Here is a 20,584-nt window from a genome sequence, read left to right on the forward strand (position 1 = left end):
TGACTTTAAAATAATAGTCATTGGCTTTATGACAAATAATGGCGTCCCCAGGGGGATTCGAACCCCCGTTACCGCCGTGAAAGGGCGATGTCCTAGGCCTCTAGACGATGGGGACCTGGATCTCTTACCTCAAAACACTACAACATTATTTAAATACCAAATAATGGCGTCCCCAGGGGGATTCGAACCCCCGTTACCGCCGTGAAAGGGCGATGTCCTAGGCCTCTAGACGATGGGGACCTAGTATTTTTTAACCATCAACATACAACGATGTTGATGGTGGAGCTAGGCGGGATCGAACCGCCGACCTCTTGCATGCCATGCAAGCGCTCTCCCAGCTGAGCTATAACCCCAAAATAAGGCTTGCAGTTTAATTAGACGCCTTATTGCTGTCAAGTGGTTTTTCCATATTTAATGGAAGTCTTTTACAAGACAACCTTTTTTTGCATCAAAATCATGGATAAATCCAAATCGCTGTACCATTTTTATCAATAAAAATGAATATTAGTGAAATATTATTACAGCGAAAATTTTTGCCCATGAGAGTTTAATCCAAAAAATATTTGGCCAGCCCGAAAACAAAGGTTGTAATAGAACTCATACTTTAAATTCGGTTTAAACCAGGCAAGGTAAATATTTTTTAATTAAAAAATAACAGGGATATGGATGCGAAGTTTCTTAGTCTTTATTATTTTCTTCTCCAGCTTTAATCTTGGCTTTACCCATCCACCGATGGAGTCTCAATCGAACATGCAAGAGATTAATCAATACATAGAGCAGACCTGGAATACACTAACCAGAGACAATGCCAGTCTCTTGTCTGGCTCTGATGAAAAATTACCCCATACTCAATCGATTATCTACTTACCGCAAGAAGAAAATCTCAATAAAATAAAAACACAGTCACTCAAAATTGGCCCGAATGGAAAAAAAAGAAAGCCATTTTTAAATACCTTCCCCGGGACATTTCAACAATAAAACAGCATGGTTTGCTGTATTTGCCTCATCCCTATATTGTAGGGGGAAGATTTAATGAAATGTATGGCTGGGATAGTTATTTTATAGAATTGGGCCTAATAGAGCATAATCGTCTGACAATGGCTCGACACATGATTGATAATCTCATCTATGAAATTGACCATTAAGGGACTATCCTAAATGCAAACAGAACCTACTACTACCTCGAACGTTCACAACCCCCTTTACTCACAGCAATGATTTTAGCTTATTATGACAAAACCCAAGATAGAAAATGGCTTGAATCGACTTTACCAGCCATCAAAAAACTTCATACTTACTGGACGACTCCTCCACACCTAATCCCCGAACTTGGTTTGTCTCGTTATTATGCTGGTGGCCAGGGAAAGCCTCCAGAGGAATCAACAGTATATTATGAAAAAGTTTTAAATTATTTTAAAACCCATGACATCAATGATTATGATAAGTCCCTTTTTTATAGTAAAGCATCAAACCAGTTAACGGAACTATTTTATATTGCTGACCGAACAGTCAGAGAGTCTGGTTTTGACATTACTGCCAAATTTGGCCCTTTCAGTGCGGGCATTCTGGACTACGCACCAGTCGATTTGAATGTATTAATTTATCAAATGGAAAATGATCTGGGCATAATTTATAAAATTCTTGGTAATAAAGAAAATACCACTATTTGGACTCAAAAAGCCGAAGCCCGAGCAACACTTATAAACCATTATCTTTGGGATGATAAGGCCGGTTATTATTTTGATTATAACTTTAAAACAAAACAACTGAGACCCTATATTTATGCAACTACTTTCTATCCCTTGTGGGCAGGTATTGCATCCAAAGACCTAGCTCAATCCCTTGCTAATAACCTCCCCATTCTATTAGCCAGAGGGGGATTGTTAACCAGTTGTTATATTCAGGGAGTACACAGTGGGATGCCCCTTTCGGATGGGCTCCTTTGCAACATTTTGCCGTACTCGGTTTGAATAGATATGGATATAAAGAGTTAGGATTGGATCTTGCTAACCGCTTTGTCCACACAATACATAAAGGATTTCAGGAAGCCCATACTCTTTTTGAAAAATATGATACTCAAAATATGAGCATTCATACCGAAAATAAAATTCAATACAGCTATAGTACAAATGTTGTAGGTTTTGGATAGACTAATGGTGCGTATCTCGTCTTCAAAAGATTAATCAATGCAAGTAATTAACGTATAATCAATTCTTTTTGCTAAAGTAAAAAAGGAGAACTAAAGTTTTCAAAGCTATATTTTGAAGCCTCTGGAGAGTTGTGTGAAATGTTCCATAAGGGATGGTTTCTATAAAAATAACTATTAAATGAAGAAGAACGTTTCAGCAGCTTGGGCATTGTTAATTTCTCTGTTAATTCTTCTTTGCCTCTGATTTGATATTTGGTTTGTGCTTTTAACTCGGCCTTAACAGATATAGTTTTCAACATCGCCAAATTTTTTAAATCATGATGGATTGTTTCACTTTGAACAAATAACTGTTTTTCTTTACTCCTTTGGATTGAAGTATTAAGACTCATTCCAGACATCAGCAAACCAAAAACACAAGCGATACCGATAATTGTCCACCCAACCAAAGGAACTGCAGCAAAACCGGGAAAAATCCCAAGGGCTGTAAGCAAACCCAATGAACCACAGGAACAACCCGCCAGTGAGCCAAATCCGGCACAAAATGCAATAAATCCAGTTTTTAATTTGGCAAATAGGGAAAGCTCTTCATACTTTAAAAAAACATGATCACGATAAAGAATCAATAATTCCTTTTTAAGTACCGAATGATCCATGGTGTTAATATCCGTTAACTTGCCCACAATAGAGCTTTGATGATTATCATCAAATAGACAGTTTAGAAATACTGCTGTCGAAGACGAAACAGGCTGTTTTGACCTATTTTTTAATAATCGATTTTTAAGCTCTTCGACCAACACAGACTTATCATAATCATGACGATATTTTTGGGGGTTTTTAAGCAAACACTCCTGTTTGGTAGCCAATAAGTATTCCGTCAAATAATGAACGATTTGATTTTCTTGTCCTTTAATAGCATGTCTTAATTCATCATTTTCTTCATAAGAGTTGCAATAAGACCAATAAGTGACAGGTATTGCGACTAATAAGAATAAACAGGCGGAAATGACACCCAATGAGACAGTCAGTGCCGAGTTACCAACAGTGAGTCCAAAAGAACCAAATACCAGGCCAAATGTAGTCCATGCTACCCCCCCTGCAGTTCCCATACCATCTGATAGTGATTTTAAAATTTGCATCGATTGATTCAACATCGCCATTCGGCCCAAAATACTAAAAATACTATTTTAGTATGATTAAATTATTTCAATTGCTCACTACCAGAATGCAATTTTCAGGTTACCAATGTCCAATATTGGGTGCTGATGACCAAGGTTCCTGCTTTGGCAAAGGCTCCCCCTTTTGCAATAATTCTATAGAAATATTATCAGGAGATCGAATAAAAGCCATATGACCATCTCTTGGCGGCCTATTAATTACTACACCACATTCCTGTAAATGTTGGCAGAGTTTATAGATATCATCCACATGATATGCCAAATGACCAAAATTTCTTCCCTCTGTATAGTCTTCTGGATCCCAGTTATAAGTCAACTCTAACATTGGGCCATAAGAAGTTTTAACTTGTTCCATATCGTCAGGAGCAGTTAAAAATACCAAGGTAAAACGGCCTTTGGCATTTTCAGTACGTTTTACTTCTACCAATCCCAATTTATTACAATAAAAATCGAGTGATTGTTCTAAATTCGAAACCCTGACCATCGTGTGTAAATATTTCATCAATTATCCTTAACTATAGAAAATTATTTTTTATTAATCAATAAGTTAGTATGATCAATAATCATGTCGATAGCAAATAGCTTTTTGTTAATTGTCCGCAGAGTATAACATTTAAGTACGACTCAGGTATGATCATATTATATATAATATGAATATTAAAAGTATTAACAAAACGTTCAGGAAAGCTTATCATAAAGCCATTCTGTCTATGAGTTTTATTTTGTAGTGAATTGGCAAATGAATCGAATCAAACTTGGCATTAGTAATCTAATTTTTATGGGAAGATGGCTTCAACTTCCCTTGTATCTTGGACTGATCTTGATACTGGCCGGATATGTGTATCGCTTCATCATTGAATTATTCGAACTCATTTTTCATCTTAAAGGTCTGGATGACACCCATATCATGCTTGGAGTATTGGACCTTATTGACGTCGTCATGATCGCGAACCTTCTGATTATGGTAGTTATGGGCGGCTATGAAACCTTTGTATCCCATTTACAATTGGATTCCCACCCTGATCAACCTGAATGGCTTGACCATTTTGATGCAGGAGCTATGAAAATCAAACTGGCTCTTTCACTGATAGGTATCTCCTCGATTCATCTGTTAAGAACTTTTATAGACCCTGCAAAACTTAGCAATTATTCCATTATGTGGCAGGTTGTGATTCATTTAACTTTAATTGTTTCGGCCCTAGCCATTGCATTAACCAATCGGTTGATGGATCAGCCCGTCAGGAAAAACCCCCAACCTCCTGGTTGAATAGAGCTCTGGTATTAGCTGATTATTTTTGCTTTAGGGCAAGGCACAAACGTTTTGAGGGGCGGAGTTTACAGGCAGTAAATGAGCACCGCTGAACACAGCAATAAAAATAAAAAGAACAGCATAGGCAAGCGTTCTAATTAGAAAACCTGAAAATTGAATCGTCCCCTTGTCTGATGCCACTCACTCTTTATATGACAAAAAATCCTGTCATGTACAGAGTGCAGCTCTAAAAAAATAATGACTGGCTTAAAATTATTCGATAGAATCATGAATGTTTGACCTGTTCAGGGAACTCATGGGATTGAACCAGAAAGAAGTGGATTACAAGCTCTTTCGGGTTGAATGTAGTCAAAATGGAAATAAAGGAATATGAATCATGACAGATACTCCAAAAACCAATCTATCCGTTGATGAAATAGAAGAGGATAACCCCAACGACAGACCCCTCCCTGAAGAAAACACGGAAATATTAGTAAAAAAACTGAAAGTATTGGAAACCACCCAGGAAAATTTTGATCAAATCAAAAAACATATTGCGACAGTTATAGATTCCTTGGCAAAAAATCGCAGTTTTTTTGGCCGTGTTGCTGCCTACTGGGGAGAAATGCAGTTATGGTTAAAAATTACTCTTGGAATAGTATTGATTGTTCCCACCTTAACACTTGGAATTGCAATTCAAGTGGCCTCTCTTATAGTGATCAGTGCCCTGACTCTAGTGACTTATGTTGGTAGTGCCCTGCTTCTTGAAAATCATGTCCAGAAAGAAGAACATATTACTGATCGCCTAAAAGAAGAAATGATAGGTTTGGCAGATAACTTGGGGAAAGTTATCGAATCTTTTGAGCCTCTCCGCAAGCAAATTGCTGAACAAATTGAATATTTTCATGAAGAAAATGATAGATTAAACCTCAACGTTACTCAACTGAGTGATCAAATTATGCGATTAACAAAACAAGCAGAACAATTACAAAAAACCGAACAAACTTTACGTAAAGTCAGAGAAGAATTGGGAAAAACATCTGAAACACTGGATGGAAAAGTACAAGTTCAAGCAGAATTATTACAGATAAACCAGGAAGAATTAAACAGAATAAGAGAAGAAATTGCAAAAAATGAAATTGAATTATCTGAAAAAATTTCTGAGTTAGATCAAGTTAAAAAGGAAATGGCAGTAGAAATTGAAAAGGCTGAGTCTGTTACCCAAGTATTAAAAGATACTGTAGAAAAATTGTCTCAAACCGCTATTGCAGATCACAACCATCGGGAATCATTTCAAAATAAATTGAACGATTTTCTGTCTAATAAAGAACAAAGTTTTAATGATGTTGCTCAACGTATATGCGAAGCTGAGCGTGAACTGTGCCTCGTTAAAGAAGAATTGAACTTCAGTAACAAACGTTATCAGGAACTATTGGAACGTCAAGAAGAGGTAGTTAAACGGTTGGAACAACTCCAACATTCACGTAAGCCCACTCCATATAGTAATGCACAAGTACTTGGTAAATTAGGCATTATGGCAACCGAGGAAAAACAACCTCCAACACCCGTTTCATCAGAAGAAAATACAATCCAAACTCAAGCTCTCGCAGGTTAGAGGTTTTTAAATCGATGTGCTATAGCACATCGATTGCCTATAACGTAAAGTCATCCAAAAGCCAATCAGACTCAACGAAATTTATTTTAAAAGAAATCATCAACTAACGTTGGGCATAGCCAGATTCAAGCTAAAGCAATTCTTAGAAAGCATAATCGCTCTATTAATGAACTACTTCAGAATCATTGCCTATAATCAATTTATATTAAATCAGTTAATTTTTTTGCCTTACGCAACACAAACCCACAGAGAACAATAAAAGAACTATACTTATACAATATTGGCATGGTGGAATAATTCTTTCAAAAGGAGATGATTATGAGCACACCCAAATGGAATTTTCCCATTTCTCGCGCACTTATCCTCATCATTGGTTTATTTGCCTCTATGGTTTGTTCTGGAGCTCATTTCGTCGGTGGAATTCACACAAATGTAGGCGATATAGGATGGTATCATCCAGATTATTACAATCATAATGTTATAAACGTTGGTAATTATCATCCGGGCTATGGCTGGGTTGCTCCAGTATATGCTACGCCAACATATATAATAAACAATACGGGGTATAACTGCCAGACAGTCCAGCAATGTGATTCTGACGGAAATTGCATTCAAAGCCAAAACTGTGATTAGCAGTGGAAAATGTAACATATCAATGCACATTAGCTTTTTACAAGATTCAGAGCAAGTTTCCCTCCACTTAGGTGTTCTAGCCATCAAAACCCATTAATTAGATTAACAGGTAACTGGCAAGTAACGGTAGGATTTTAAATGCTCAATGCGATAAGACCAAGGCTATGGATTTTTGGGGTCTTTATTAAGCAAACGATTAAACGTAGCGATACACATTGGTTTAATTTTTCTGGTTTGAAAATAACTAAGCGGCGTAAGGAGTGCTATATTCACATTTAAAGCTGGACATAAAGTTACCCATTTTGCAAAACACCGTTCATCCATTTCATCCCTGCCATATCCTGTTTTTGAATTACCCAGCTTGCAATAAGCAATAGAGGCCATAGCCATTTCAAAGGCTGAATTTTGATTAGCCCAAACATCTTGATCATCAACACGATACATAAATTTGGTGCCACAGTACAAAAGAGCCATTTTTAAGCCAGTTTGGTACCTTTCATGAAACTCAGGTTTATAGATATCCTCCTCATGAATACATTCATCGTTTTGTGTTAATCGCCCTTGAGCAAAACCCTGATAAACCCAAATTAACCTGCGAATGGCAATGGCAGAATTCAAATCTACTTTGTTAGGGGTTGCATCACCGTATTTCCCCTCAAGAAAATCTTTGTTATGACTCCCCCCTTGAGCCAATTTAAAGGCAACAAACAACCTGTCAGCAGAGAGCTGTGTCAGTCCAAAATTGGTTTGATAATTCAATTTAATTCCATTTTGCATGGTCAGTTTTAATAGCTTGCTCCATCGTAGCAAATTAGTGCCAAGTCTGCTTGTAGATATTGAGCGACCATTCATATCAGTCACATTAGTTGGGTCACCGCTACTTTCTTTTAGAATCATGGCAAGAACGTGAGCATATTTTAGTACCATTTTTTCTTTGAAATAATGGTGTTGTGCATTCGCCATATGCTGATAAATTACAAAATTTTGAAAAACAAGCATTCTGAGATTGTAGTCTATTGCATTACAATTCGTGTCTTCCTCTTCTGTCATTACCTCAGCAACATGTCTGGTAAGGCTTTCAACTTGCTCTTCATTAGGTAAGCCAATGATATCAGGAAGCCAACCACTATCAACGGCATCCTTTCCCTTTCCTAACTCTGATTTATCTATAGCAAGCGGGGGAAGAGTATCTTCTGCAAAGAGTGGATGAGTTATTGCTGCCAATAAGGATATAATAACCCCCACCACACTATTAACATGCCGTCTTTTTAATGCCATACGCTTTACCATCTTTATTGAGTATAGCTTATGGTAATTGGGAAGAACGTAAAAATATTATTGCTATGGGACTTTTTTATAATACATCAAAACTTATATAATCTTCCCAAGGTAAATTCTCACGTGTACAAACATCAACCCTTGCATTAAGCGGCCCTTGTTGCAACCAATTATAAAACTCTTCTAACTGATCTTCTTTTCCACAAGCAAAGACCTCAACGCGACCATCCGCTAAATTCCGAGCCCATCCACTTACCATCAATTGTTCAGCCATTTTTTTGGCAGAGGCGCGATACCATACACCCTGAACTCTTCCTGAAATATAACAGCGCATACAAAATTCCTTGGCCATAATTTTTCCATCTATTGTAAATATCAGCTACTTCATTTCATTATATCTCAGACAAATCAGTTTTGACTCTGATTCTGCTATAGTTAAATTAGCATTCTTATTAAAACAAAATAAATTGGATAATTTGGACTTTTTCAATAAATGGAGATAAAAAATGAAAAAAGCGATATTTTATGTACTGTCTTCTTTGATGTTGACATCTTTGTTTAACCTAACTTATGCTGATGAAACCCCAGCACAATTGACCGGCACACCGGCTGAACAGATTCAGCAATTAAATGCTCAGATTCAATCTCAATTACAGGAAATGCAAACTAAACAACAGCAACAACTGGATGCTTTAAACACCCAATTACAAAGTCAAATTAAACAAGTTCAATCTCAATTACAAGAACAAATTCAAACAATCAATTCTCAAACTCAAGATCAGATTAAGCAAGTACAAACAACCCTACAGGATCAGATTAAACAAGTACAGCAGCAAGCATTGCAAAAAGCTAACCAATAATAAAAATTAGTCTGATTGTATTTATATAGCCTGGCCTGTGTGAACTTGAGCTTTTACAACACTTATGCGTATAAAATTTATTCTAATTGACGATAATTTGCATGAGTTTGGATAAAAATGGAATTATTTTTTATACCGAACTCATGTATCAGAATTAAAATTAATCATGGCTTGATCAAAACATCATAAAATCAAGAACAAACAAAACAGGTTTTTTTAGGGGATATCAATACTGGTATACCCGTTTCAAAGACAGGTAGATATAATTGTTCTATTGCTCGTTGTGCAAAATCAGCGCTATCAATTACAATATTTGTTTCATGGCTATTATGTAAACTTAGCAAATCAAGATTCGATGAACCGTAAATAACAACCTCATCATCAATTGCCATAAATTTCATATGGATAACCTCTCTCTTCATAGAAATTTCTTCATTATTTACCCGATGAAACCAACGAATTTGCAAGTTGTCTCGCTTATCTTCATCAAGCAGTGAACTAAAATATTCAATCGAACTCTGATTTGTTCCACCATAGAACCTCTCACGGGAATCATTGAATCCTTTCCCCATCAATAGAAAGACATGGCCATTTCTATTATTAATAAAGTCCGCAAGGGCATGGATGATTTCAGGGGCATTTAAATTAGGAACAGCAATTCGGATAGTATGTTTGGCATATTTAATTGCAGCCATGTAAGCATTATTCAAAGGGTCTTCTGGTAAAGGCTCCCTATAAAAAGGGAGTGCTGCCAATTTCTGTCTAATAGTATTTGTCACATAGAGTATAGAACAAGAATTTCCATAGGACTTTGTTGACTCCTGCTCTATATATATGGGAGAAATTTCCGGAGCATCAGATTTATTGGTACGCTTATCCCACATGACTTTAAAATCGTAAAAAACCGCTTCTGCTGCGCCTCCAGGAATAAACATGGCAGCATCATGAAACCCATTAGGACCATAATTTTCCTGCTGAAAATTAGCCCCTGTTAAAATGACATCCCCATCAATCCAGATGGCTTTATTATGGTTGGACGCAATGGAATTATGCACATGAGTACCTATATGCAATGTAATATTCTGAGGTAAATTATCTAAACCTAAACTGGCGGGATCATGTTTTGGCTTTTTAGGAAATATTTCGCCATGATAAAAAACTTGAGCCAAGCGATCCAACTGATCGACCAGAAGAAATACTTCTAGTTCATGCTTAATTTCGCAAAGTGCGTTTCGGATATCTTTGATAACCTGAGTGCTTGGTTCCCATACAAAAGCTTGAATAAGTATTTGTTTTTTAGCCTCTTTAATTTTATCAATAATTAAACGATATGCATTCTCACTACCCGATACTATTTCTATCTGATTTGGATTCACCACGCCAAGCATTTTTTCTGCAGAGACAGTTCCCTTATCAGCAGAGGAAATGGCTGTTTCAATTATTTTTGTCATTAAATAAGAATCGTCGGAAATATTTCCTCCTGAATATTGCAAATCTTTCTCAAAGAATCGGAGCATAATTTACTCATAAATTAATTTCACCTAATTTATATCATTGGATTGATTTAATATTTTTGCAAATTAATTTGATCGATGCCAAAACAAAACTTAATTTATTGTAAATACAATCCCAAACACCATCTACCAATTATTGCTATCCACAAACGAATTCAATTTTCCTTGATTTTTCAATTAAATATACTATACATAAGAAGTCATCCCTATTTATAAATTAAGGAAAATCAAAATGGATTTAAGCAAAAAAATAGAACCAAAAACTTGGTCATTTGTTGAAAAAATACAAAATGCAGGTGGGAAACCAATTTATGACATCCCGGTTGCTGAAGGAAGAGTTATATTTGATCAACTACAAGCCTTGCCCACCGAGAAACCTGATGTCGATGTTGAAGACAAAACTTTGCCAGTAGGACCTAGCGGGAAAGTTGATATTCGCATTGTTCGTCCTAAAGGCGCAAAAGAAAAATTACCAGTCATCATGTTTTTTCATGGTGCTGGCTGGGTTTTTGGCGATTATCAAACTCATGGCCGTCTCGTACGAGAAATAGCAGTGGGTACTCATGCCGCGGTCGTGTTTGTTAAATACACTTTAGCTCCGGAAGCTCAGTACCCGACACAAATAGAAGAATCTTACGCTGCCATGAAATATATAGCAGAACACGGCAAACAATTTAATCTGGATACTTCACGATTTGTTGCTGCAGGTGACAGTGTTGGCGGTAATATGACCAGCGTCATGACTCTTCTTGCTAAAGAACGTGGTGGTCCCAAAATTGATTATCAAGTACTCGTTTATCCAGTGACTGATGCCAATTTTGATAATGCTTCCTATAAAGAATTTGCTGAAGGCCCCTGGTTAACCAAAAAGGCAATGGAGTGGTTTTGGGACAAATATTTGCCTAATAAAGAAAAAAGGAAGGAAATTACAGCAAGCCCTCTACAAGCTTCCATTGAGCAACTTAAAGGATTACCACCAGCACTGGTCATTACTGGTGAATGTGATGTTTTACGTGATGAAGGTGAAGCCTATGCTCACAAGCTCATCGCAGCAGGTGTGACAGTCACAGCCATTCGTCATCTGGGCACAATTCATGACTTCCTGATGCTCAATGATCTCTCTGAAACACCAGCCTGTCGAAATGCCGTTGAAACCATTATTGGTCACGTAACTCATATTTTTGGCACAAAAAAGTAAACCTCGACATGACTAACATCACCTTTGATGTTAGTCGTATTGAATTGCCCTTACAACAATTGTGCTATTTAGGTACTGATGATATGGAATTATCGGTATTGATACTCATTTGATTTGTTGTTGTTTTCGTAAAATCTTGAAACATAACAGGTATTGCCAATTTGGGTATAGTTGGTTTTTTACTTGACTTGGATCCTGCTGAAAACTGTTTTTCCAATTCAAAAATTCTTTTACGAGCTGCTGCAAGTTCATCCCTTAATTTTTGATTCTCTAATTCCAGAGATTTTATTTTTTCATCGGGACTGTCTTTCAAATGATCCTCCCTTGTTTGCACCTCTGTCGCAGAACTATTGGCAGACTTAATCATTAAATCACCTGGTTTGGAGTCGTCTACTTCCGTTATGACAGGAGGAGTACTTTCCTTTTCAGTTTTTCTCCAAGCAATTTGTTGCTCTAATTTTGGTTTAAGCTCTTTACATGAAATGCCGTTAATTTTCTTAAGATACCGTCTGTGATCCGTTTCAGCTGGAATTAAACTTAATAACATCCCGGGAGTTAGGCCTGTATGTTCCAGATTAATACTCTTTAAAGTGATCGTATTACAAATAGTATCTAGCAAATCCTGTACTTTTTCTTTTTCCTGTTGTTTTATTTCCTTTTTCCTCATCATTATTCGAGGAGATAAAATACCAGTGCCAGAAACTCCTGTCGGTTTTGCATAAAGCGATTGTGTACTGACATCCAAACTCTCTATAATCGGGTTACTCAATAAAGTCTTTACCCCGACTCTGGTCATATTATTATTTGCAACATTTAAATTGGTAGCGGCTGGAAATTTTGAAACAATCAGTTTGGCATGATTATCATTTAAGCTGCAAAATGTTAATAATAATGTTCGAATGGTGTGATTAGGTTTCAACTCATCCAATTTCCATTCTTTTTTTAACCCGGGATTGAAACTCAAATCCACAGTATATAAATTCATTTTGGCAACCGCCTTAATCCCCTCTATCCCCAGTCCACAATTATCTAAATACAGAGTTCTGAGCTGTTTTAAAGGCGCAAGCCTGAACACGCCCTCATCACCAATTCCAGTATTTTGACTTAAATCAATAGTAGTCAACGATTGAAGATGAGCAATACTTTCCACGCCAAGGTGAGTGATATTATTTCTTCGCAAATTAAAGTGGGTCAGATTTTTTAACCTGGACTCAGGTCGAGTCAAATACTCTAAATTGGTATCAGTAACACCGCAATTACGTAAGGATAATTTTTTTAAAGCGGCAGCATTTCGACTTAAACTAAATAACGCATAACTTGCACTGAGCTCCGTATTATAATCCAAATACAACGCTTCGAGCATAGAATTAAACATGGGGCGGTTCTTTAAGTGGTTACTCTTCAATGATAATTCTTTGATGTAAGTTAATTTGGAAAGCTCCACTGTGTCACTATCCTTAAGACCACAGAAATCTAAACGTAAACATTTAATTCCAGGTATATCATTAAGAACGCAGACGAAATCTCTCAACTCTTGAGAAGTAAAGTGAGTGCCGCTTAGATCAAGTTCAGATAAGGATGAAACTCCCTGATTTCTTGAATCTCGCATAGCATTTAAAAATAATTGAATATCCTGAGATGTATTTAAAACAAGTTTTACCTGATGCTTCTTTTTATTTTCCTTTCCAATATCTTTTAAAAATTTTTTTAACGAAGTAACTGGCATATTGTCTCCAAATATAAACAAAAAATTCCTGTTTGGTAATATATTTAACTCAAAGATCATCGATTATACATTTCAACACTTAAGAAAACCATAAGAATTGATTAAAAAACTTGCTAATCTCCTCTAGTCAGTGTTATGTTGAATTAAAGGGATTTGGAAGTGGAGGTTAAAATGGAATCAATGATTGATTTGGTTGGATATGTAGCTTCTTCTTTAGTCTTTGCAACATTTTATGTCAAAAAAATTCTGACATTAAGACTCATAGCCATTTGTAGTAATATTGCATTCATTACTTATGGCTTGGGTTATCATTTACATCCTATATTTATTTTGCATTCAGTTTTGCTGCCTTTAAATTTATACAGAATTTTTGAATTATTAAAAAATGATCCAGAGCTCACTTTACTTGCAAGAATCAATATGAAGGCAACCAGATAATCATTTTCATCATTTAATGATATGATACCTGTTTACTCAATGGGGGGTCTTCCGTGTGCAATTGGAACAAAATAATTGGCCTGGCATTAATGGGATTTTCTGCTTTTTTACAAGCAAAAACCTATATCCCTCAATGCCCTAAAGAAATCAACACGCTTGAACGTATACAGACATCTCCTGATGGCTGGGAAACCCTAAGCGGAATTAAAAACAATTATCTGGGTAATGTGTCTTTCTATTCTGGCCATCCCAAAGCTCAAGCCAGCTTAAAACCCAACCGTATCAATAAGAAAAAAGCAGAATGGAAGTTTTCTCCCCATGATACCATTTATATTGTGTGCCATTACAATCAGACAGGAATTGAGCTAACACAACAATTGCCTCAAAAAACAAAAGGATGTGTTGTAATTTTTAATCCTAACGTAAAAGGTCCTTATGGCTTCCTGCCTCAAAAAATAACCTGCAACCAATAAAGAGGAGGTTTACTCCACCTCTTCCTTGGTTCGACAATAGGTTTCATCAATCAATAACAAGGTCAATAAGGCTAAAATTAAAGACATAGGCAACAATAAAAGAGAAAAATAGTACCCATGCAAAGTAAATTGATGAATACCATCCACTACGGTCCCCTCCCATGTCCAATCCAGCAAAGCACCAACTAATGGTTCAAACAAAGCCTCAAACACTGAATTAAACGTATTCATAATACCAAGCACTGTAGCCACAAGTACCAAAGGAAATAATTCCCTGATCATTGCAAAGCTGGTAAAAAATCCACTTGCTCCAAACCCAAAGAGAAATAAAAGAATAATTAAAGTAAGTAAATTTTGGTTTGAGCTATAAATAACAATCAATAAGCATAATAAAGCTGAACATGTTCCTGTAAACAAAACAGGCTTTCTACGTCTGATAAAATCAGAAAACCATCCCCAAAATGGCGCGCCTGCCGCAAAACCGACAAAAATAAATGAAATCGCAAGAGCCGCATCAGTACGAGACAAGAGATAAGCCTTTTCCAAAAAAGGAACTCCCCATAATCCACCAAAAACCGAAACAGGAGCAAAAGCTAATCCGCTATATAATGACAAAGCCCATGCCTGTCGGTTAACAATAATACGTTTTAACAATTGAATAATGGGTTCCTTCCTATTTGATATAGGCTGAGTTTGTGCAGGCTTATCTCTTAAAACGAGAAAATACACGACCCCCAAGATAATTCCCATTACACTGACCAATTCAAGTGCCTTGCGCCAACCTTCATGTTGAACCAAAAATGCCAAAGGCATCTGCCCTCCCACAGCACCTAACATGGCTGCTGTCATAAACATTCCTGATACTAAAGCAAATCGTTTTGGAGAAAACCATACAGCAGCTAACTTAAAACAAGATACGGCAGCAAAAGCAGCCCCTGCACCCATCAATGCTCGACTTAAGCAAGCCAGCCATAAAGTATTGGTTTGAGAAAAAATATAAGTACTGATACTGCAGACAAAAATGGCAAAGGTTGTCAGCAATCGTGGACTGTACCTGTCTAACATTACACCCACAGGAATCTGCATGAATAAATAGGAATAAAAATAAAAAGCTGACAAATTCCCAAGGCCGGCCGCATTAACCTGGAATGCCTTCATCAAATCAGCTGTCATCACACTGGGGGAAACCTGAATCAAATATTTATAAAAGAAAAAACAGGCCGCTATGGTCCATATAATCCAAAGGTACGTTTTAGCTAGCAAAGGGTGCTTAAATGACAATGTGTTCACAATAACTCCTAACTTATTCGCTTCAGGTTAGTGATAAAATTTCAATAACTGCTGGGTCTTATCTGCTGCCATTATCGCCCTGAGGCGGGGCAGATAAGTCAGGAGAGAAGCCGTCTCAGAGCAGAGGAAAGGGTAAAGCTGACCACCACCACGACGACGACAATTGAGGTGAAAGAATTTAAAGCAACATGCGACAATCCAACAGGCAGCCTGTTGCTGTTTTGGAAGCAAGACTTTCTGCTTATTAATTGTCGGTTTATATTCATAAAAAAACAGGAAATTAAAAGAATGTTTAATGTTAACTTTTTAGGCAATGTGTTGTCAAGATCACAAACAGCCAATGGATACTTTTTTAAATTTTGTTATTACAGATACATTTATTAACCTGTTTCACTTGCAAAAAAATCTGCATACAGAAATAATAAATTCTTACATTTATATGCAAATTGATGACAAGTTACCTTAAAAGGAACCAAGGGAATGGAGTTAACCTCATCCGATAACCAACTATTTCAAAGCTCCAAAGCAAGTCTGGCTCTGGTTACTGTTTTCGTAGGAGTCGGTTCCGGTTTTTTAGGGATGTGCCTGGCCATGTTATTGCACTACCTTCAACATATTGCCTATGGATACAGTCCCCTTCATATAATGAGTAATGAAACTTTTCTGGAGGGAGTTAGAGCATCTTCTGCTGATCGGAGAATAAGCATACTATTCCTTTGTGGCTTAATAGCTGGCGCGGGATGGTGGGCACTTTATCGCTTTGGTAAACCATTAGTCAGTATTGCCTCAGCAATAAAATCAGGTAAACCCATGCCTGTTCTCAGTACCTTCATTCATGCTTTTCTACAAATTATAACGATTGCCTTGGGTTCGCCTCTTGGACGAGAAGTAGCTCCCCGTGAGGTAAGTTCTGTCTTTGCTTTCTGGTTATCTAGCAAAGCAGGATTAACTCCTGAGGAAAGCAAAATCATGTTGGCATGTGGAGCAGGCGCAGGACTTGCGGCAGTTTATAATGTGCCTTTAGGAGGTGCTGTTTTTGTTTTGGAAGTGCTGCTATGCACTTCCAACTGGACTGTCTTGCTTCCTGCATTATCTTCTTCTGCTATAGCAGTTCTGGTGTCTTGGTGGGGCTTGGGAAATGAATCGATTTATCAACTACCCGAATTTTCATTAACTGCGCCTTTAATTATTTGGTCTATTCTTGCCAGTCCTGTGTTAGGCTTTTTTGCCTTTTGGTTTATTCAAATTGCTACAGTACAACGCAGCAAAGCCATGCATAACTGGCAAATGATATTGGCTTGTTTAATTAATTTTTCACTCATTGGTGTATTTGCAGTTTATTTTCCTTCCTTACTAGGTAACGGCAAAAGCCCGGCACAAATGGAGTTTGATCAAGCAGTAGGAATTGGTTTAAGCATTTTACTATTTCTGTTGCGGAATGTATTCGTTTGGTCAAGCTTACGTGTTGGGGCACAAGGAGGCTTATTAACGCCATCACTGGCTAATGGTGCCTTGCTCGGAGCTGTTCTTGGTGGTGTCTGGAACTTGTATTTCCCACCCGCTCCCATACATGCCTTCGCCCTTATTGGTGCCACGGCTTTTCTTGCTGCGGCACAAAAGATGCCTTTAACTGCAATTATCCTTATTTTCGAATTCACCCGGATTAATTTTATCTTTCTTATCCCTATCATGCTTGCTGTTTCCGGCTCTATGGGTATGTGCCAGTTAACCAAGAACTATTACATTAAATATAAAGTATGATTGTTAGTAATTAGCTGGAATTATTGTGCCAAAATTGGTCACTTTAACCAAAATATACCATCAGGATGCTATACTTATATTGTAATATGATGAAAAGGAAGTTCACTATGCCTAAGAAGTTTACTAGAAAAATACCACTTATTTCCAAAGAAGAGTGTTTTGCTTTATTACCTGGGTACTGCATCAATGCGATGAATCTTCTAAAACGAGGGAATCACACACTCTATTATGAAGAAATTGAATCTCTATCAAAAATTTTTGTTACCCTGGTCACGCATTATTCGGAGCCAATAGAATCAATTATCAATCGCATGGAAAAAGCGATGTATGGTGCCTATAAAGAGGAATTAGATAAAATTGAGCATGAAATTCAACGCCTGTTTAAGATAAGAAAAAATACTCCGATTCATTCTCTATTTGGCGAAAGAGAAATCGAAAAATTAACTATACAGATTTCAGAATTAGAAAAATGCAAATCAGTACCTATAAAGGAAATTATTCAAGGACTTATCTACGATACCTTAGATAAGGCAAGCCAGGCTCTAACGGATAGAGTGCCGGAAAATTATAAATCGCAAGAATATGAGAGCCGAGGTAATCCTTTCCAATAAGATCAGGTATAGTGTTAAATAAAACACAACCAATCACTTATAATCTAATTTACTCTGATAGCACTTGCTTATTTCTTTTCATTACCCATTTTAAAATTGCTGTGTGGATTAATAATGAATCACACTTTGCTCCTGTTTTTATAAAAAAAATCTAATGTAACAAAATTGTTTAGAAATAATGGAATGCCATATAGAATATAATCCAGGATTCGTTAATATAACTAATCGTAAATTTACCCATAAACCAGTTTTTACAGGTAATTAAATGACTCTTTGCCCCTGTGGTTCACAAAATAAATATGAGCAATGTTGTGGGATTTATCTGGAAAGCAAGAAAGCTCCTGAAACACCAGAACAATTAATGCGTTCGAGATATACCGCGTATTCTCTTGCAAAAATCGATTATATTAAACACACCATGAAGGACAAACCACTAATTGCTTTCAACGAATCAGAAGCGAAAGAGTGGGCTCAAAATGTCTCCTGGCTGGGTTTGAAAATCATTCAAAGCTATTTGGAGAGCCCGGATAAAGGATTTGTTGAGTTTATAGCAACATTTCTTGACGGAAATCAGTTGAAAAATATTCATGAATTAAGTGAGTTTCAAAAGGATGGTTCTCTTTGGTTTTATGTGGATGGGGTAGATAAACAGTTATCAAATAAACAAAACAAGCAAAAAATAGGCCGCAACAGCCCATGCCCATGTGGAAGCGGTAAAAAATTTAAAAACTGTCATGAAAAATGAATTAACCTCAAGGTAACAGATGAACGGTCACGTACTCCTCAATATTTTCATTTTCCTTGCTGCTGCAAGCATCATGGTTCCACTAGCAAGCCGATTTAGACTTGGTTCTGTGATTGGTTATCTTACTGTAGGAATGCTCATTGGCCCTTTTGGACTTAAACTAATTGGCAATGCCGATCAAATTATGCACTTTGCAGAATTTGGAGTAGTCATGATGTTATTCTTGATTGGTTTGGAATTAGAACCAATCATGCTCTGGAAGCTGAGAAAATTAATAGTTGGCTTAGGTGGCTTACAAGTATTACTAACAACAATCGCCCTTTCTTCCGCAGCTGTAATGATGGGGTACAATTGGCGAGCCAGTGTAGCGGTCAGTATGGCGCTTGCCCTATCCTCAACCGCTTTAGTCTTGCAAATGCTCCAGGAGAAAAATCTTTTGAAAACAGCAGAAGGTGAAACTTCTTTTGCTGTTCTTTTATTCCAGGATATTGCAGTCATACCGATATTGGTGATTTTGCCTTTATTAGGCAACCATCATGGAATTAATGTAGCTATTAACCCTCATACAGCTACCTCTATTGCCGAACTACCCAAGTGGCTTCATGCTGTTGTCGTCGCTGGCATTATCGGTAGTGTTATTTTGGCGGGCCACTACTTATCCAGATACTTGTTCTTAATCATTGCAAAAACCAATATCCGTGAAGTATTTACAGCATTTTCCCTATCGCTGGTTGTTGGAATTACCTTATTAATGGAAACGATCGGAGTATCTCCTGCTTTGGGGGCTTTTATCGCGGGGATGGTTTTAGCTAACTCTCAATATAAACGAACTGTAGAAGCTGATATTCAACCTTTCAAAGGACTGCTTCTTGGATTATTTTTCATCTCAGTCGGAATGGGTATTAATTTCAATCTACTCTTCAATCAAATGACTGTAATCATCCCTATTGTACTTGGTTTGATTACTATTAAGGCATTGATTCTCTTTACACTCGGCAAGATATTTCAACTCACTAAAATCCAGGCGCTCGGATTCGCACTGGGTTTATCACAAGGTGGAGAATTTGCCTTTGTTCTATTTCAATACTCAAGTACATTAAAAGTAATCAGCCCGGAAATAAGCAGTTTTTTTACCCTGGTAGTCGCTCTGTCCATGTTGGCTACACCTTTTTTAATGCTTTTGTATCATCGTTTTATGATGCCGAAATTAATAAGCAAATTACCAGAACGTGAATACGACTCTATCCATGAAAAAAATAGCATTATTATCGCGGGTTACGGTCGTTTTGGTCAGATAATAGGTCGATTTCTTAGTGGTGAAAACATCAAGGTAACCGTTTTGGAAAAAAATCCAGAACAAGTCGAATTATTAAGAAAATTTGGCTACTCCGGATATTTTGGTGATGCGAATCGCCTGGATCTGTTAAAAAGCGCAGGAGCAGCCCATGCTCAGTTGCTCATAGTCACTGTTGGGAATCCGGACACCAATTTGGAAATTGTGAAATTAGCTAAAGAAGAATTTCCTCAATTGAAAATTTTTGCTCGAGCAAGAAATAGACGACACGCCTATGAGTTACATAAAGCAGGAGTTCATTATTTCAAAAGAGAGTTATTTGACTCTTCGTTAACCATGACCAAGGAAATTTTAAAATTTCTTGGTTATAAACCTGAAGAAATTGAGAAAAAAGCCAATGCTTTCCAAAAGCATGATGAAGAGACATTGATTAAATCTTTTGACTTTTTTGAGGAAGAAGCCAGCCTCATCAATTTCTCACGCCAGGCAAAAGGAGAATTAGAGCGTATTTTGCAAAATAATAATCCATAATCAACCCATATAGGTCTTTGCATTACTAAAGTTAAACAAAATAA

Annotated in this window: 19 protein-coding genes, 3 tRNA genes and 1 pseudogene; 13 read left to right on the forward strand and 10 right to left on the reverse strand. The window is 37.0% G+C overall.

Annotated elements, in window-relative coordinates; genetic code table 11:
* Positions 1–39 precede the first annotated feature (39 nt).
* The 3 genes from OQJ02_RS08895 to OQJ02_RS08905 form a co-directional block, all read right to left on the reverse strand.
* A tRNA-Glu gene (locus OQJ02_RS08895) sits at positions 40–115 on the reverse strand.
* 49 nt (positions 116–164) lie between these two features.
* Positions 165–240: transfer RNA gene (locus OQJ02_RS08900), tRNA-Glu, on the reverse strand.
* Between the two features lie 37 nt (positions 241–277).
* Positions 278–353: transfer RNA gene (locus OQJ02_RS08905), tRNA-Ala, on the reverse strand.
* Between the two features lie 313 nt (positions 354–666).
* On the opposite strand from OQJ02_RS08905, the gene OQJ02_RS08910 reads away from it, so the two are divergent.
* Positions 667–978 carry a hypothetical protein gene (locus OQJ02_RS08910; protein WP_265718833.1) on the forward strand — a complete coding sequence of 104 codons (312 nt, stop codon included), beginning with the start codon at positions 667–669 and terminating at the stop codon, positions 976–978.
* Positions 966–2,149, forward strand: a pseudogene (locus OQJ02_RS15470) (trehalase family glycosidase). Before OQJ02_RS08910 ends, OQJ02_RS15470 begins: the two are co-directional and overlap by 13 nt.
* A 71-nt stretch (positions 2,150–2,220) precedes the next feature.
* Here OQJ02_RS15470 and OQJ02_RS08920 read toward each other — a convergent pair.
* Positions 2,221–3,285, reverse strand: a complete 1,065-nt coding sequence (locus OQJ02_RS08920) for a hypothetical protein (protein ID WP_265718835.1) — start codon at positions 3,283–3,285, stop codon at positions 2,221–2,223.
* A 100-nt stretch (positions 3,286–3,385) separates the two neighbouring features.
* The gene (locus OQJ02_RS08925) at positions 3,386–3,826 is read right to left on the reverse strand and encodes a VOC family protein (RefSeq protein WP_265718836.1); all 441 of its coding nucleotides are present in this window, start codon (positions 3,824–3,826) and stop codon (positions 3,386–3,388) included.
* A gap of 237 nt (positions 3,827–4,063) precedes the next feature.
* Here OQJ02_RS08925 and OQJ02_RS08930 point away from each other — a divergent pair, with 237 nt between their 5' ends.
* The 3 genes from OQJ02_RS08930 (at position 4,064) to OQJ02_RS08940 (ending at position 6,821) form a co-directional block, all read left to right on the forward strand.
* A complete protein-coding gene (locus OQJ02_RS08930; protein WP_265718837.1) occupies positions 4,064–4,591 on the forward strand; it encodes a TIGR00645 family protein in 528 nt (175 codons plus the stop codon).
* A gap of 379 nt (positions 4,592–4,970) precedes the next feature.
* Positions 4,971–6,188 carry a LegC2/C7 family Dot/Icm T4SS effector gene (locus OQJ02_RS08935; protein ID WP_265718838.1) on the forward strand — a complete coding sequence of 406 codons (1,218 nt, stop codon included), beginning with the start codon at positions 4,971–4,973 and terminating at the stop codon, positions 6,186–6,188.
* Between the two features lie 318 nt (positions 6,189–6,506).
* Positions 6,507–6,821 carry a hypothetical protein gene (locus tag OQJ02_RS08940; RefSeq protein ID WP_265718839.1) on the forward strand — a complete coding sequence of 105 codons (315 nt, stop codon included), beginning with the start codon at positions 6,507–6,509 and terminating at the stop codon, positions 6,819–6,821.
* Positions 6,822–6,983: 162 nt separating this feature from the next.
* Here the strand turns inward: OQJ02_RS08940 and OQJ02_RS08945 are convergent, their stop codons facing one another.
* Positions 6,984–8,099 (reverse strand): hypothetical protein, encoded by a 1,116-nt coding sequence (locus OQJ02_RS08945; protein WP_265718840.1) that lies wholly within the window; start codon positions 8,097–8,099, stop codon positions 6,984–6,986.
* Positions 8,100–8,175: 76 nt separating this feature from the next.
* Positions 8,176–8,451 carry an acylphosphatase gene (locus OQJ02_RS08950; RefSeq protein WP_265718841.1) on the reverse strand — a complete coding sequence of 92 codons (276 nt, stop codon included), beginning with the start codon at positions 8,449–8,451 and terminating at the stop codon, positions 8,176–8,178.
* Between the two features lie 154 nt (positions 8,452–8,605).
* Between OQJ02_RS08950 and OQJ02_RS08955 the strand changes: the two genes are divergently transcribed.
* A complete protein-coding gene (locus tag OQJ02_RS08955; RefSeq protein WP_265718842.1) occupies positions 8,606–8,959 on the forward strand; it encodes a hypothetical protein in 354 nt (117 codons plus the stop codon).
* Between the two features lie 191 nt (positions 8,960–9,150).
* Here the strand turns inward: OQJ02_RS08955 and OQJ02_RS08960 are convergent, their stop codons facing one another.
* Complete coding sequence (locus OQJ02_RS08960) at positions 9,151–10,476, reverse strand: phospholipase D-like domain-containing protein (protein ID WP_265718843.1); 1,326 nt, start codon at positions 10,474–10,476, stop codon at positions 9,151–9,153.
* A 229-nt stretch (positions 10,477–10,705) separates the two neighbouring features.
* Between OQJ02_RS08960 and OQJ02_RS08965 the strand changes: the two genes are divergently transcribed.
* Positions 10,706–11,671, forward strand: a complete 966-nt coding sequence (locus OQJ02_RS08965; RefSeq protein ID WP_265718844.1) for an alpha/beta hydrolase — start codon at positions 10,706–10,708, stop codon at positions 11,669–11,671.
* A 64-nt stretch (positions 11,672–11,735) separates the two neighbouring features.
* Here OQJ02_RS08965 and OQJ02_RS08970 read toward each other — a convergent pair whose 3' ends face one another.
* The gene (locus OQJ02_RS08970) at positions 11,736–13,397 is read right to left on the reverse strand and encodes a secretion system protein (RefSeq protein ID WP_322783383.1); all 1,662 of its coding nucleotides are present in this window, start codon (positions 13,395–13,397) and stop codon (positions 11,736–11,738) included.
* Between the two features lie 171 nt (positions 13,398–13,568).
* On the opposite strand from OQJ02_RS08970, the gene OQJ02_RS08975 reads away from it, so the two are divergent.
* Together OQJ02_RS08975 and OQJ02_RS08980 are read left to right on the forward strand one after the other, a co-directional pair.
* Complete coding sequence (locus OQJ02_RS08975) at positions 13,569–13,835, forward strand: hypothetical protein (protein WP_265718846.1); 267 nt, start codon at positions 13,569–13,571, stop codon at positions 13,833–13,835.
* Between the two features lie 53 nt (positions 13,836–13,888).
* Positions 13,889–14,308: an STY0301 family protein gene (locus tag OQJ02_RS08980; RefSeq protein ID WP_265718847.1), complete on the forward strand. Its 420-nt coding sequence runs from the start codon at positions 13,889–13,891 to the stop codon at positions 14,306–14,308.
* Positions 14,309–14,317: 9 nt separating this feature from the next.
* Here OQJ02_RS08980 and OQJ02_RS08985 read toward each other — a convergent pair whose 3' ends face one another.
* Positions 14,318–15,598: an MFS transporter gene (locus OQJ02_RS08985; RefSeq protein WP_265718848.1), complete on the reverse strand. Its 1,281-nt coding sequence runs from the start codon at positions 15,596–15,598 to the stop codon at positions 14,318–14,320.
* A 480-nt stretch (positions 15,599–16,078) separates the two neighbouring features.
* On the opposite strand from OQJ02_RS08985, the gene OQJ02_RS08990 reads away from it, so the two are divergent.
* The 4 genes from OQJ02_RS08990 (at position 16,079) to OQJ02_RS09005 (ending at position 20,540) form a co-directional block, all read left to right on the forward strand.
* Positions 16,079–17,359 (forward strand): chloride channel protein, encoded by a 1,281-nt coding sequence (locus tag OQJ02_RS08990; protein ID WP_265718849.1) that lies wholly within the window; start codon positions 16,079–16,081, stop codon positions 17,357–17,359.
* 107 nt (positions 17,360–17,466) lie between these two features.
* Positions 17,467–17,970, forward strand: a complete 504-nt coding sequence (locus OQJ02_RS08995) for a hypothetical protein (RefSeq protein WP_265718850.1) — start codon at positions 17,467–17,469, stop codon at positions 17,968–17,970.
* Between the two features lie 265 nt (positions 17,971–18,235).
* Positions 18,236–18,715 (forward strand): YchJ family protein, encoded by a 480-nt coding sequence (locus OQJ02_RS09000; RefSeq protein ID WP_265718851.1) that lies wholly within the window; start codon positions 18,236–18,238, stop codon positions 18,713–18,715.
* Positions 18,716–18,734: 19 nt separating this feature from the next.
* On the forward strand, positions 18,735–20,540 hold the full coding sequence (locus OQJ02_RS09005) for a monovalent cation:proton antiporter-2 (CPA2) family protein (RefSeq protein ID WP_265718852.1): 1,806 nt from the start codon (positions 18,735–18,737) through the stop codon (positions 20,538–20,540).
* Positions 20,541–20,584: the final 44 nt, after the last annotated feature.

It is taken from the genome of Legionella sp. PATHC032, assembly GCF_026191185.1.
GTDB lineage: Bacteria > Pseudomonadota > Gammaproteobacteria > Legionellales > Legionellaceae > Legionella.